This is a genomic window from Lacrimispora amygdalina, from assembly GCF_900205965.1.
In the GTDB taxonomy this organism is placed as follows: Bacteria; Bacillota; Clostridia; order Lachnospirales; family Lachnospiraceae; genus Lacrimispora; species Lacrimispora amygdalina_A.
Genome location: NZ_OAOF01000003.1, coordinates 89994 through 103076, shown reverse-complemented (window position 1 = coordinate 103076; position 13083 = coordinate 89994). Strand labels below are relative to the sequence as shown.

Here is a 13083-nt window from a genome sequence, read left to right as displayed (position 1 = left end):
TTACGCCAATATTAATTAGTCTATTCTCGCAACATATCTGTCTACTCAACCTACCAAAAAGTAATTCTGTCTACTCAACTATGCGACTTTTCACAGTAGATATATTCCCGTAGAATAGCCATTTTACAAGGGGTTCTGCCATTCTGCAAATCAGCAAAATACGCAGAACCCCTTATTTACTACACTTTTAAACCTTTTACTTTTCAACCCTTGACATCAATACTACGCACTCAACATGTGTGGTCCACGGAAACATATCGCACCCTCTCACCATAACAAGTTCATACCCTCTCTCCGCCAGGTACTTCAAATCCCTTGCCAACGTCGCCGAATCACAGCTTACATACACCACCCGCTTCGGTCCCATCTTCACAATGGTCTCCAGACATTTCTCATCGCAACCTTTTCTTGGCGGGTCCACGACAATTACATCCGCATATATATGATTCTTTTCATATTGTTCCGGCAGTACCTCCTCTGCCTTTCCTACAAAAAACTCTGCGTTCTCAATACCATTTTGCCTTGCATTTTCCCTTGCATCATCAATTGCCTGAGGGACAATCTCCACTCCATAGACCTTCTTTGCCTTCTGTGCAAGAAACAGGGATATGGTTCCGATTCCGCAATACAGATCCCAGACCGTCTCTTCGCCGGTAAGTCCTGCATACTCCAGAGCCGTTCCATATAGCTTCTCTGTCTGCACCGGGTTCACCTGATAGAAAGAGAGAGGAGAGATACGGTACTGCACAGATCCGATGTAATCCGTGATATACCCCGGTCCATAAAGATTCTCCACCTTGTTCCCCAAAATCACGTTTGTCCGTTCCTTATTCACATTCAGCGATATACTTGTCATTCCGGGTATCTCAAGCAGGCTTTTCACCAGCTCATCGATATGTGGCAGCTGATTTCCGTTAATAACCTGACATACCATCAGCTCTCCTGTGTGGAATCCTTTCCGGATCAGTGTATGGCGAATCAGCCCCTTATGCGTGCTCTCCTCATAAGGAGTCAGATGGTATCGTTCCATGTGGGCCTTAATCCGCTTTAATACCTCTTTATTCTCCTCCACGCCTAACAAACAGTCCTCACATCCGATAATAGCATGGGTCCTTCCGGCATAAAAGCCTGCAACTGGTCTTCCTTCCTTATCCAGTCCCCAGGGAAACTGAGCCTTATTGCGATATCTCCATGGCTCGTCCATTCCCATAACAGGAAGCATCGGGACATCGGTAAAGCCGCCGATCCGGGTAATATTACCATAAATTTTTCTTTCCTTATAGCGAAGCTGCTCTTCATAGCTCATGGTCTGAAGCTGACAGCCTCCGCACTGCCTGGCTACCGGGCATTCAGGGGTAATTCTGCTTTCTGACGGTTTTATAATTCGCTCCAGACGGGCAAAACCGTAGGTTTTTTTCACCTTCATGGCTTTTGCCTCCACCTGATCACCGATTACCGTATCTTTAATAAACCAGATGAACCCATCTGTTTTACCGATCCCTTCCCCGGCTTCACTCAGATCCTCTATCATCACCTGGAACCTGTCATTTTTCTTCCAATCTGCCATTTTTTCCTCCAATAAACTCCTCATTTGAACTAATTGTATCCTGTTTTCTGTCAGGAAGCAAGAAAAGAAAACAGGAGCCGGACAACTCCCGTAAGACAGACCGTCTTCCTTCGTTGTTCAGCTCCCGAAAATTTATCTGCCTTTTCCGTTGGCTTTTTCCATATGGATATTTTTACCTTTAATTTTTACATCCTTCATTGCAGTTAACACGGCATCTGCGTTCTCTCTGGGAACCTCTACAAATGTATATTTGTCATACATATCGATGCTTCCTACCATCTTACCGGGCATACCGGATTCTCCCGCAATGGCACCAAGAATATCTCCTGGTTTTACGTTCTGATTCTTGCCGATGTTAATGAACAGACGGGCCATATCATCTCTGGTAGACTCATATCTTCCGCCATTGCCTCCGCGGCTGTTGCTTCTTCCTCTGCCTCTGTTTCCGCCGCCGAAGCCTTCCAGCTCGTCAAGGGAACGGGGTTGTCTGGTATCGATGATGTCTTCGTTCTCCTCACCCATCATCATCTTTAAAAGAGCTGCTGCCAGATCAAGAGAAGTGTAATCCTCTTCCAGAAGCTTTTTCTCAATGATATTGACTGTCTTGCTGAGATCTGTATCGCCGATGGTCGATGCAACACCTTCCAGGATCTTATCCACTTTAATTGCAGTAACATCATTAAGAGATGGAATTGCCTGAGGTACGATCTTGGTCTTGCAGTAACGCTGAATGTCACGGAGCTTGTAAACTTCCTTGCCTACCACGAAGCTGAATGCAATACCTTCACGGCCGGCACGGCCTGTACGGCCGATACGATGTACGTAGTACTCGTCATCCTGTGGAAGATCATAGTTAAATACCGCCTCTACGTCGTCTACGTCGATTCCACGGGCCGCTACATCAGTTGCCACTAAAATCTCTGTCTTACCGTTACGGAAGCTGTTCATGACACGGTCACGCTGGATCTGCTTTAAGTCTCCGTGAAGACCTTCTGCAAAATATCCTCTTCCCTGAAGTGACTGTACCAGCTCATCTACCTGCTTTTTCGTATTACAGAAAACAACAGAAAGCTTCGGTGCATACATGTCTAAAAGACGGCACATTACTTCCACCTTGCTCTTTGGTTTCACCTCATAATAATACTGGGTCACCTTCGGTACAGTCAGCTCTTTCTTCACTACCTTTACCTGTACCGGATCCTGCTGGAACTTTCTTGCAATATCTAAAATAGCAGGAGGCATGGTTGCGGAGAACATCACGGTCTGCCGTTCTTCGGGAAGCTGGCTTAAGATAGTTTCCATATCCTCTAAAAATCCCATGTTAAGCATTTCATCTGCTTCATCCATCACAACAGTATGGACAAAATCAAATTTAACGGTTTTCCGGCGCATGTGGTCCATCACACGTCCCGGTGTTCCGATAATAATCTGAGTACCGTCTTTTAAAGAACGGATCTGTTTCACAATGTCCTGGCCTCCGTAGATAGGGAGAACCTTCACACCATGCATATATTTAGCAAGCCTGCGGATCTCATCTGCCACCTGAATAGCAAGCTCTCTGGTAGGACAGAGGGCCACCGCCTGAAGCTTTTTTACCTTAGGGTCAATTTTCTGTAACAGGGGAATACCAAAGGCTGCAGTCTTTCCAGTTCCTGTCTGGGCCTGACCAATGATATCTCTTCCCTCCAGCTGAACCGGTATTGCCTGGGTCTGGATCGGAGATGCCTCTTCAAATCCCATATCTGCTACTGCCCGCAGAATTCTTTCATCTAGTTGTAATTCGTCAAATCTTACTGTCTCCATAAATGATTAATTCCTTTCTCATTGCCAGCCGGGTTCTTATGTTGCCGACGGCCGCACAAACACACTATCGCAAACAAAACGAGAGGTATCAGGCACGTTTCAGACCTTCATCCTCTCGTTTCACACAAAAGTAAACTATAGCAGATTTTTTTTTTCGTGTCAAGGGAATCGCTTTAAATACCGTAATATATTATTTTTTTAACCACCCTTTCCGGGTAAAATACCATATTTCTCCAATTATTAAAAGGATACTGATGAGGATGCAGACAGGATATCCATAGGTCCAGTTAAGCTCCGGCATGTTTTTGAAATTCATGCCGTACCATCCTGCAATAAGAGACAGGGGTGCAAATACGGCCGTCACCATGGTAAGAAAGGATAATGCATGATTCTGCTTCATATCCATACGCACCTGATACATTTCACGGATCTGCTGTGCGTATTCCCGCAGTTCTTTTCCATACTCCGAAAGCCTCGCCATTCTCCCGGTAAATAAGTGGAACAGCGCCTGCTCATCCTTTTTTAACAGACCGTTATAATTTTCCGTTAAGGTCTGACTCATATTCATCAGCTGTCCGTAATAGGAGGTAACCTTTGCAAGCTCCTTCCTGGTTTTTAAAATAATTCCCAGTACATCCTCCCTTTCCTTTCTGCCGCTCATGATTCTGTCTTCCATCTCTGTTAAGTGTTCCTCATATTTCTGAAGATATACAATCTCGTCCCTGACCTGATATTCCAGGAATTCAAATAAAAGGTGGGCAGGGGTTGTCTTATCAAAAATTTCTGCTTTGTCTATCTCTTTCATCATACGTTCTGTTTCCCCGCTGTCATCAATAAAGAGAAGGCGGCTCTGGTCCATGTAAAAGCCAAATACCAGCGGACGTTTCAGAGGATTTTTTTTCACAGGAATTACAAAGGTACCTAAAACACAGTCCTTTAACAAATCGGTCCTGCAATACTGGGCCCGCTCTAAATTACGTACCAGCAAATGATCCTGATAGCGGGTATGATGTCTGTTCCAGTATTCGTCCCTGGTTAAAATTTCAATCAGCACATCCTCTTCTGATAAAGATTCCTCGGCTTTTACAGGAATCAGTCTTTTGTCTAATTTATACCTCACTTTAAGCTTCCTCCTAAACCCCGTACTTGGTCTCTTCCCTGACCTGCCTATTAAAGTTTAGTACCTGCCATTTCTGTTGTCAATAGAACAGGCCCTTTTGGCAGACGCTTCGGACTCTCATCCTGGTTTTGCCAAAAAGGCCTATTTTAAATAGGAAACTTCTGAATCATATCAGGCTCCAAATAACTGATGCACAATCTGGGCAATCAGCTTTGCTGTTCCTGTCACCCCAAGAAGAGAGGAATCAATCATCAGCTGCTTATGTTCCGGATTACCTGGTAAATAGCCGGCATATTTTTTGTGATATGCATTCCTGGCCTTATCTACGGAGAGGATCATTCTTTTAGCCTCTCCCTCTGTCATTCCCAGCGTCTCCACACAGTTTTCCAGGCGTTTCTCGTAAGAAGCATAAATAAAAATGTTAATGTTATTTTTTTCCTTTTCCAGTAGGAAATCAGAGCATCTTCCAACCAGAATGCAGCTGGACTTTTTTGCCAGATCCAGAATAATATCCTTCTGTACATCAAAGATAATATCCTGCATATACTCTTCATCCGTTCCAAGCGGAAACATCCTCGGCAAGAAGCTGTGCCTGGACTTCTCCTCCTCATTGCTGATCATTGAAACCGGCAGATTCAGCTTTTTTGCAACTTCCTCCACAATATCCCGGTCATAAAACTCCACGTTAAGAATCTGGGACAGCTCTTTGGCAATGGAACGCCCAAGACTTCCGAACTCACGGGTAATGGTGATCGTAAACTTCTCCATAACAGATGTACCTCCCTAACCGGTAACAATTGTTTTCTGATATCCCCTGACCACACAACTGAGTGTGAAGCAGATGGCAAAGTAGCAGATGGCCTCAAATCCAAACAGCAGCATCATTCCACGTACATCGTAGATACTGCCAAGGACAACTGCGCAGTTTCTCATGAACTCGGCTACGTCCACCATCTTTAAAAATGAGGTATCCTTGATAATGGTTATAACCTGGCTTAAAAGCGCCGGAATGACCTTCTTATACGTCTGGGGCAGTACAATGTACCACAGCGTCTGTAAAAAGCCAAAGCCCTGGGACTGCGCCCCTTCAAACTGTCCCTTTGGAATGGAGTTTAATCCGCCCCGGAAAATTTCTGCCATCACTGCAGAGGTGAACAGGGATATGGCAAATACCGATACTCCTACTTTATTCCCCTTCACAGTAAAGTAGATCCAGAGAATCCATAAAAGGTTGGGGGTACAGCGGAAAAATTCTGTATAGGCCGCCACTATGGCTCCGGCCCACTTCCATTTACCGGAAGAATACGTCCGGACCAGTGCCAGTATGGTTCCGAAAAATATACTGATTATGGTAGCCAGTACAGCGATGAGAACCGTCATCCGCAGTCCCTTCAGCATAAAAAGTACATTTGCCGGTGTAAATATCTGCTGAATTAATTCTAGCATGCTGCCTCCTCGTCTGCCTGAATATCAAGCTTTTTTGCAACCGGCAGCCGCATGGAGCGGATCTCTAAATATCTTGCCAGTCTGGCTAACGGGAAACAAATAATAAAGTACATCAGTGCACTGGTAAAATATGCCTGGGCAAAATACCCTCTGTCAGCGCCCCAGGAATCCGTAAAATACATCAGATCCATACCGGCAACCATAGCCAGAATAGAGGTATTTTTCACCAGATTTAATGCCTGGTTGGCAAGAGGGGGCATAATAATCTTAATCGTCTGAGGCAGAATGATATGATACATGGTTTCCAGATAGCCAAAGCCCTGGGATGCGGCTGCCTCCGACTGTCCCTTTGGTATAGCTTCAATTCCGGTTCTTATGACCTCGGATATGTAGGCACCATGATAGACTCCCACGCCGATTACCCCTAAAACAAACTTAGGGATACGAAATCCGGAGCTGGAAAATAACATGGGCAGAACCGAGTAATAACACATGACCTGTAAAGCCAGAGGCGTATTCTGTATGAACTCCACATAAATTCGCGAAATGATTCTTGGCAGCTTCCACTTAGATGTGGAGAACATGCCGAATATCACTCCCAGGACCAGCGAAACCGCCAGTCCTACCAGTGAAATCCGAAGCGTCATAAGAAACCCAGGGATATAATATTCGGGGAATGCCGTAAAAAGAGCACTCCATCGTTTTCCATCAAAAAGACCTTTTATCATGTCATTTTTCCTTTACTTAAAACAGCTTACTGTAATCCCCATTTATCCTGAAGGGTCTTCATAGAACCATCAGAAAGCATGGAAGTGACTTTTTTCTCAACTGCTTCTGCAAGTCCTTTGTTATCCTTAGCGGCTGCAACACCGTAATCCTGCTCTGCAAAACGGTCTTCCAGAATCTGATTGCCGTCATTTACGTAACCTGCAAGGATTGCACGGTCAACGGAGAAACAGTCAATCTGTTTGGTAGCCAGTGCCTGGGCCAGTGCCGGATAACCATCAAATTCCTGGAACTGTGGGTTTACCTTTAATCCCTTTTCATCCACGTATTTTTTAAATCCATCCTTTGTTGTAGAAGACTGGGCCACACCGATAATTTTTCCATCTAAATCCTCAATGGAATTGATTCCGGAATCCTTATTCACTAAAAGACCAACTGCATCAGTGTAGTACGGAGTGGAAAAGTTATAGGTTTCTTTTCTTTCTGGTGTAATGGTGAAGGTTGCAATAACCAGATCGATTTCCCCATTCTCTAATAAAGGTCCTCTGGTTTTTGCAGTCACGCCCTGAAATTCCACCAGTTTCTTTTCTTTCGCCTCGTCTGCGCTGCATCCGAAGATGGAACCTGCGATCTCATAGGCAAGATCATCCTCAAAGCCCTCATATTCTCCAGTTGCAGTATTTTGTAAACTGAACTTTGGAATATCTGATTTACAGCCAACCTTTAACACACCGCGGTCAATAATCTTTTGTACATCCTTTGCAGCTGCTCCGTCCGCTTCTGCAGAAGAACCTGATTCTTTCGTATCTGCCGGTGCAGCCGTTGTCTCCGGCGCTTTCGAACCACATGCAGTTAATGCTGCTGCCATAACCAATGACAGAGCCAGTGATAACATTCTTTTCTTCATAATTGTTTCCTCCTCGATATTTTTAATATATTAAACAACGTCCTAATGAAGGATTTTGCTTAAGAACGCTTTTGTCCGCTCATGCTCCGGACATTCAAAGAAGTGTTCCGGTGTTCCCTCTTCCACAATATAGCCGCCATCCATGAAGATTACCCGGTCGGCAACCTGACGGGCAAATCCCATCTCATGTGTCACACAGATCATGGTAATATTCTCATGAGCCAGCTCCACCATAACATTTAATACCTCCTGCACCATCTCAGGATCCAAAGCGGAGGTTGGTTCGTCAAATAAAATCAGCGGCTGCTTTGTGCATAAAGCTCTTGCAATCGCCACCCTCTGCTGCTGTCCGCCGGAAAGCTGAACCGGATAATTACCCGCCTTATCTTTTAAACCCACACGTTCTAAGCATTTCATTGCAATCTTTTTTGCTTCTTCTTTGGGAACATGCTGAAGTTTAACGGGTGCCAGTGTCAGATTTTCCAGAACAGTCAGATGAGGATATAAATTGAATTGCTGAAATACCATAGATGAGTATTTCTTAGCCATTTCCAAATGATTTTTCTTTGTAACCTGTGTTCCTGCCACCGTGACGGTACCGCTGGTTGGTTCCTCCAAATAGTTAATACAACGGATAAACGTGGATTTTCCGGAGCCGGATGGTCCGATGATAACCAGTTTTTCCCCTTCCCTGACCGTAAGGCTGATATCCTTTAATACCTCCAGGTCTCCGAAGTTCTTTTTTAAGTTTTCAACTTTCACCATATCTGGCATGTTTCCAGCCCCTCTCTGTCTGATTTCTAAAAAAATGCATAAGGGCGCCTAAGAATCTTAAGTTCTTAGGCGCCCTTGCCTTGTTGCGTTATGATATTGTTGTTATTATAAAAAGTTTTACCTGAAAAGTCAAGATATTTTTTAGTGGAGTAAAGTCATGAAGTAAATAAAATCATTGCAGACCGTATATAATCTGATAGTTAATCTATCCACAGTTTGGTATTGATCTCAATATATATCTGATATACCAGAACAGAATCAACTAACAAGCTAGTCTACAACGTTTTAGCATATCAGTAGTAAAAAACCTACTTAGCATGTTGATTGAAAGTTTTCTCAATATCACCCAAGGCATCTCCCCTTGTCAATATTTAAAATAAATAAAAATCAGAAAAACTGTTACCAATTTGAGTCTAAAAGCTTTGAGCATAGAGAATATCCTCAAAGATCTTGATTTGCAACGAAATCCAAATCAAGAAATTGTTTATGCCATAGTACCGTTAATTAACGATGGGAAGATAATAGGAAATCCAATGTTTTTTAAATCACGAGAAAAAATTTTTGAAGTAAGTGTACCATTTCAAAAGAAAGGTAATTATGAGAATTTAAGATTTCTGATTTTTCCTTATGCTGATTTCTTTGATATAGAATATCTGGGTACTTACAAAGCATTTTTATGGTCCGATCCTATAAAAACTCAAAAAATAAAAAAAGGGGATTAAAATGAAAAAAATTATCAAAACGTTTATTTTATCTTGTTCTTTGGCGTTAAGCATTACGGGTAGTGCTATTGCAGCTCAAAACGACAGTTCTGCATTAAAAGATTATGAGGTTGTAGCAGAGACAAGCAATAATCAATCAATTTATGGAACTGAAACCAATCAGGGAATCAGAGCCAGCAACGCAGTTGCTGTATGTACAGATTATATGCAGATTGATAAAAAGTTCTTAAAGAACCAGTGGCGTACAGTAGGTGAGACTATAATTACACCAACCGTAACCTGGGAAATAGCTATGGAATTGGAATTATTTAAAAATGGACACATAGCAACAACAGCATCAAAAACAAAATCAAATACAAGTTACTATTCTACCCATACAAAGTGGGTTAGCGGTAAACAAAGTGATGATTGGACTGCTGAAGGTATTTTTAGGGTATTCGATGATAATGGTTCTAAAATTCACGAACAAGAGTTATATATAGACTAAATTACATAGACCATAAAAATGAAAAACTGAACAAACCGTCTATCGTAATAAAGTATAGACGGTTTGTTTTATATAGACAGAAAGGTATTATTACTTTATTATGGAAACAATAACTAAAACAGAGAAACAACAATAAGTCGCGTTCTATGGAGGGAAAATGAAATTTAAAGAAAAATCTGGTGCAGTTACAATTATTGGAGATAATGTATCGCCTGTTAAAGTTTGTGATATAAAAAACGGTAGACCTAAAGTCAAACGATCAGAAACAGCCGATTATTATGAGTTCACTCTTATCTATTCATTATTTCATCGAGTCAAAAAAAAATATGACAAGAAAACGCTTAAAGAGATAAAATAGTTCAATAGTCAGGAAGTGAAATTGTGGTATTCTGAAAGTGTAAATTTACTTGCGGACTTGTGTCAATAACGTAGACACAAAAAGTTTAACTTCGGCTAATAATTGTAAGATACTAGAGAAATGTAATAACGATAGAGTCCAAGTTATTAAACTCTGAGAAATACGAAACCGCTGCAAGCCTAATATCTAAAAGCTGTACAGCGGTCCGCAGCTAACTTAAATGTTAAAAATTTACTATAATAAGTTTTACAAAAAAGTCAAGATTTATTTCCCCCAGTGTAAGGACAGGAAACAAAATGACCCGGAGAAACTTCCCTCATTTCCGGTATATGATTTTTGCATTCTTCCCTGGCATACATACATCTTGTGTGGAAATGACAGCCGGTTGGAACATGCATGGGACTGGGAAGCTCCCCACTTAGCATGACACGTCTGGACTGGGCTGCAAGTTTGGGATCTGCCAGCGGAATCGCAGAAAGCAGTGCCTTTGTGTAAGGGTGAAGGGGATTTTCATATAGCTCATCACTATCAGCAATCTCCACCAGTCTTCCTAAATACATCACACCGATCCTGGTGGATATATGACGAACCATAGACAGATCATGTGCAACGAACAGGTAGGTAAGTCCCATCTCCTTCTGCAGATCTTCCAAAAGATTCACCACCTGAGCCTGTATAGATACGTCAAGGGCAGAGATTGGCTCATCGCAGAGAAGAAACTCCGGTTCCACTAAAAGCGCTCTGGCGATACCGATTCTCTGCCGCTGGCCTCCGGAAAACTCGTAAGCATATTTATACATATCATCCGGTTTCAATCCCACCTTCTTTAAGATCTCCACCATTCTGCCTTCCATCTCGTCAGAGGATAACCCGGATACCGCAGTCAGAGACTCTTTTAAAATCTCCCGTACATTGTGGTGTGGATCTAATGAAGAATATGGATCCTGAAATATGATCTGCATCTGTCGGTGAACAGGAAGAAGCTGTTTTCCTTTTAAACCGGTAATATCCTGGCCTTTAAATAAAATGGAGCCGGATGTGGGATCATACATACGAATCAAAGTTCTGCCTAGTGTGGATTTCCCACATCCCGATTCTCCCACCAGTCCAAAGGTCTCCCCTTTGCGGATATAAAGGTTAATTTTATCTACCGCCTTCACTTCTGCTTTTTTTCTTCCAAAGAAGTCCTTTGCAGGGAAATACTTGCACAGATCTCTTGCTTCCAGAAGGATTTCATTTCTATTATTTTCCATGAGCTGTTACCTCCGCTTCCTGTTGGTCAAGCTCTTCCCCTGAATAGATGCACATGGCCCTCTGAGTGGTACTGTAAATGCGGTAACTGGGGATTTCTTTCCTGCATTCATCACATGCAAACTTACACCGCTCTGCAAAGGGACAGCCAGAGGGCGGATCAAGCAGGGATGGAGCCATGCCCGGAATGGGTTCCAGACGTTCTTTGCTGCCCGACTGTGGCTTGGGAACCGCGTGAAGAAGCGCCCTGGTATAAGGGTGCTTCGGAGAATAGAAGATCTCCTCCGTTGTTCCTTCTTCCATTAACAGGCCGCCGTACATTACCGCAATTCTATGGCTTAAGCTGGCTACGACGCCTAAATCATGAGTAATGAGAATAATGCTCATCCCGGTTTCTTCCTGCAGGCTTTTAAGGAGATCTAAAATCTGGGCCTGAATCGTCACATCAAGAGCTGTGGTAGGCTCATCGGCAATTAAAAGCTTTGGCCTGCAGCAAAGAGCCATGGCGATCAGGGCCCTCTGCCTCATGCCTCCCGAAAATTCGTGGGGATACTGCCCCAGACGCTTCTCCGGTGAGGGAATACCTACCTGCTCAAGTACTGCAATTGCTTCTTTTTTTGCCGCTTCCTTATTCATGCCGCGGTGACGCTTTAATACCTCTATTAAGTGATAACCTATGGTTTTTAAGGGATTTAAAGCAGTCATGGGGTCCTGAAAAATCATAGCCATTTCTTTCCCCCGCAACTTTCTCAGCTGCTCCGGGTTCATGGCGAGCAAATCCTCTCCCGCAAACGTAAGCTGATCTGCCTGAACCTCTGCATTATCTGGCATCAGTCCCATAACTGACTTCATAAGTACACTTTTTCCGCTTCCTGATTCCCCAACAACTGCAAGGATCTCACCGGCTTCCACGTACAGGCTGACTCCCCGCACTGCCTGCACTGTTCTGCCATGAGTATGGAAGGTGGTCCGAATGTCTGCAGCAGACAGTATATTTTCTTTCTTTTTTAATGTCTCTTCCAATTCTTCGTCCCTCCTTTACTCTTTCTCTCCGCTCATTACCTTTGGCTCCACATAAACACGAAGCAGGTTACCAAGCTTATTGAATGCAAATATCGTTATTATAATCAGAAGTCCCGGAATCAGTGCCATATGAAAGCTGTTCTGCATGGTTCCCTGGGCATTTTGTAAAAGACTTCCCCAGGAAGACATGGGCTGCTGAATTCCAACGCCCAGAAAGCTTAAGGAGGATTCCATCATAATGGCATCTGCCATACTGGTGGTTGCAGCTACAATGATTGTAGGAAAAACCGAAGGTATAATATGACTGGTAATAATTTTCCATGTACCAACTCCGGAGAAACCAGAATAAAGGATAAATTCCCGTTCTTTTAAGGACAGCGTCTCAGCCCTTACAAGTCTGGCAATCTCCATCCAGGTAAAAAGTCCTATTACAATAATAATAGATTTTATCCCTGGATTTAAAAAGATACTGACAACCGTTACCAGAACCATCCACGGAATAGAAAGAAGAATATCTACAATCCGCATCAGAATCATATCCACAATTCCACCGGTAAATCCTGCTACCGTACCTGCCGCCACACCGATAGTTAAACTGGTGAGCATGGCTAAAAATGCCACAATCAGGGAAACTCTGCCGCCATAGATCACCCTTGCGAAATAATCTCTTCCCACTTCATCCGTACCAAACCAGTGGGCAAAAGACGGTTCTTTCAGCCTGTTGGCAATATCCGTCGCATTGGGTTCCATGGGCAGAAAAGGAGCCAGGAGTGCAAACAGGATAATAATCCCTAAAAGGATCAGGGATATGACAGCCGCTTTATCATGTTTTAAAGCCAGCTTTACACTGTCAATCCGAATTGATTTATCTTTATTTTTCTTATCGTTTATCATGTCCC

Annotated in this window: 14 protein-coding genes; 3 read left to right on the top strand and 11 right to left on the bottom strand. The window is 43.2% G+C overall.

Annotation, left to right across the window (positions count from 1 at the left end; translation table 11 throughout):
* Positions 1 to 196: 196 nt before the first annotated feature.
* The 8 genes from rlmD to CRO04_RS05285 all read right to left on the bottom strand — a co-directional run bounded on the left by rlmD (position 197) and on the right by CRO04_RS05285 (position 8343).
* Entirely contained in the window at positions 197 to 1567 is a 1371-nt protein-coding gene (gene rlmD / locus CRO04_RS05320; RefSeq protein ID WP_097003199.1) for a 23S rRNA (uracil(1939)-C(5))-methyltransferase RlmD, read from the bottom strand.
* Positions 1568 to 1699: 132 nt separating this feature from the next.
* The gene (locus tag CRO04_RS05315; protein ID WP_097003198.1) at positions 1700 to 3370 is read right to left on the bottom strand and encodes a DEAD/DEAH box helicase; all 1671 of its coding nucleotides are present in this window, start codon (positions 3368 to 3370) and stop codon (positions 1700 to 1702) included.
* A gap of 190 nt (positions 3371 to 3560) precedes the next feature.
* A complete protein-coding gene (locus CRO04_RS05310) occupies positions 3561 to 4490 on the bottom strand; it encodes a CorA family divalent cation transporter (RefSeq protein WP_166432473.1) in 930 nt (309 codons plus the stop codon).
* 171 nt (positions 4491 to 4661) lie between these two features.
* Complete coding sequence (locus tag CRO04_RS05305; protein ID WP_097003196.1) at positions 4662 to 5258, bottom strand: AAA family ATPase; 597 nt, start codon at positions 5256 to 5258, stop codon at positions 4662 to 4664.
* Positions 5259 to 5273: 15 nt separating this feature from the next.
* Positions 5274 to 5936, bottom strand: coding sequence for an amino acid ABC transporter permease (locus tag CRO04_RS05300; protein WP_097003195.1), 663 nt, complete (start codon positions 5934 to 5936; stop codon positions 5274 to 5276).
* Positions 5930 to 6664, bottom strand: coding sequence for an amino acid ABC transporter permease (locus CRO04_RS05295; protein ID WP_097003194.1), 735 nt, complete (start codon positions 6662 to 6664; stop codon positions 5930 to 5932). Before CRO04_RS05295 ends, CRO04_RS05300 begins: the two co-directional genes overlap by 7 nt.
* A 26-nt stretch (positions 6665 to 6690) precedes the next feature.
* A complete protein-coding gene (locus tag CRO04_RS05290; protein ID WP_097003193.1) occupies positions 6691 to 7569 on the bottom strand; it encodes a transporter substrate-binding domain-containing protein in 879 nt (292 codons plus the stop codon).
* 42 nt (positions 7570 to 7611) lie between these two features.
* Positions 7612 to 8343 carry an amino acid ABC transporter ATP-binding protein gene (locus CRO04_RS05285; RefSeq protein WP_097003192.1) on the bottom strand — a complete coding sequence of 244 codons (732 nt, stop codon included), beginning with the start codon at positions 8341 to 8343 and terminating at the stop codon, positions 7612 to 7614.
* Positions 8344 to 8765: 422 nt separating this feature from the next.
* Here CRO04_RS05285 and CRO04_RS25950 point away from each other — a divergent pair, with 422 nt between their 5' ends.
* From CRO04_RS25950 to CRO04_RS05270, 3 genes are all read left to right on the top strand, one after another.
* A complete protein-coding gene (locus CRO04_RS25950; RefSeq protein ID WP_141400942.1) occupies positions 8766 to 9065 on the top strand; it encodes a hypothetical protein in 300 nt (99 codons plus the stop codon).
* Position 9066: 1 nt separating this feature from the next.
* Entirely contained in the window at positions 9067 to 9552 is a 486-nt protein-coding gene (locus tag CRO04_RS05275; protein ID WP_097003190.1) for a hypothetical protein, read from the top strand.
* A 157-nt stretch (positions 9553 to 9709) separates the two neighbouring features.
* Positions 9710 to 9910 carry a UDP-N-acetylmuramoyl-tripeptide--D-alanyl-D-alanine ligase gene (locus tag CRO04_RS05270; RefSeq protein ID WP_097003189.1) on the top strand — a complete coding sequence of 67 codons (201 nt, stop codon included), beginning with the start codon at positions 9710 to 9712 and terminating at the stop codon, positions 9908 to 9910.
* A gap of 257 nt (positions 9911 to 10167) precedes the next feature.
* On the opposite strand, the gene CRO04_RS05265 is transcribed toward CRO04_RS05270, so the two are convergent.
* From CRO04_RS05265 to CRO04_RS05255, 3 genes are read right to left on the bottom strand one after another with little or no spacing between them, the layout of a single operon-like run.
* Positions 10168 to 11163 carry an ABC transporter ATP-binding protein gene (locus CRO04_RS05265; protein WP_097003188.1) on the bottom strand — a complete coding sequence of 332 codons (996 nt, stop codon included), beginning with the start codon at positions 11161 to 11163 and terminating at the stop codon, positions 10168 to 10170.
* Positions 11153 to 12184 carry an ABC transporter ATP-binding protein gene (locus tag CRO04_RS05260; RefSeq protein WP_097003187.1) on the bottom strand — a complete coding sequence of 344 codons (1032 nt, stop codon included), beginning with the start codon at positions 12182 to 12184 and terminating at the stop codon, positions 11153 to 11155. The genes CRO04_RS05265 and CRO04_RS05260 overlap by 11 nt, the downstream gene beginning before the upstream one ends.
* A gap of 15 nt (positions 12185 to 12199) precedes the next feature.
* On the bottom strand, positions 12200 to 13078 hold the full coding sequence (locus tag CRO04_RS05255; protein WP_097003186.1) for an ABC transporter permease: 879 nt from the start codon (positions 13076 to 13078) through the stop codon (positions 12200 to 12202).
* Positions 13079 to 13083: the final 5 nt, after the last annotated feature.

What these genes read in the sequence shown, in the direction of transcription:
- rlmD (WP_097003199.1), bottom strand. Translation starts at nt 1,567, where the DNA reads ATGGCAGATTGGAAGAAAAATGACAGGTTCCAGGTGATGATAGAGGAT.
- CRO04_RS05315 (WP_097003198.1), bottom strand. Translation starts at nt 3,370, where the DNA reads ATGGAGACAGTAAGATTTGACGAATTACAACTAGATGAAAGAATTCTG.
- CRO04_RS05305 (WP_097003196.1), bottom strand. Translation starts at nt 5,258, where the DNA reads ATGGAGAAGTTTACGATCACCATTACCCGTGAGTTCGGAAGTCTTGGG.
- CRO04_RS05300 (WP_097003195.1), bottom strand. Translation starts at nt 5,936, where the DNA reads ATGCTAGAATTAATTCAGCAGATATTTACACCGGCAAATGTACTTTTT.
- CRO04_RS05295 (WP_097003194.1), bottom strand. Translation starts at nt 6,664, where the DNA reads ATGATAAAAGGTCTTTTTGATGGAAAACGATGGAGTGCTCTTTTTACG.
- CRO04_RS05290 (WP_097003193.1), bottom strand. Translation starts at nt 7,569, where the DNA reads ATGAAGAAAAGAATGTTATCACTGGCTCTGTCATTGGTTATGGCAGCA.
- CRO04_RS05285 (WP_097003192.1), bottom strand. Translation starts at nt 8,343, where the DNA reads ATGCCAGATATGGTGAAAGTTGAAAACTTAAAAAAGAACTTCGGAGAC.
- CRO04_RS05275 (WP_097003190.1), top strand. Translation starts at nt 9,067, where the DNA reads ATGAAAAAAATTATCAAAACGTTTATTTTATCTTGTTCTTTGGCGTTA.
- CRO04_RS05270 (WP_097003189.1), top strand. Translation starts at nt 9,710, where the DNA reads ATGAAATTTAAAGAAAAATCTGGTGCAGTTACAATTATTGGAGATAAT.
- CRO04_RS05265 (WP_097003188.1), bottom strand. Translation starts at nt 11,163, where the DNA reads ATGGAAAATAATAGAAATGAAATCCTTCTGGAAGCAAGAGATCTGTGC.
- CRO04_RS05255 (WP_097003186.1), bottom strand. Translation starts at nt 13,078, where the DNA reads ATGATAAACGATAAGAAAAATAAAGATAAATCAATTCGGATTGACAGT.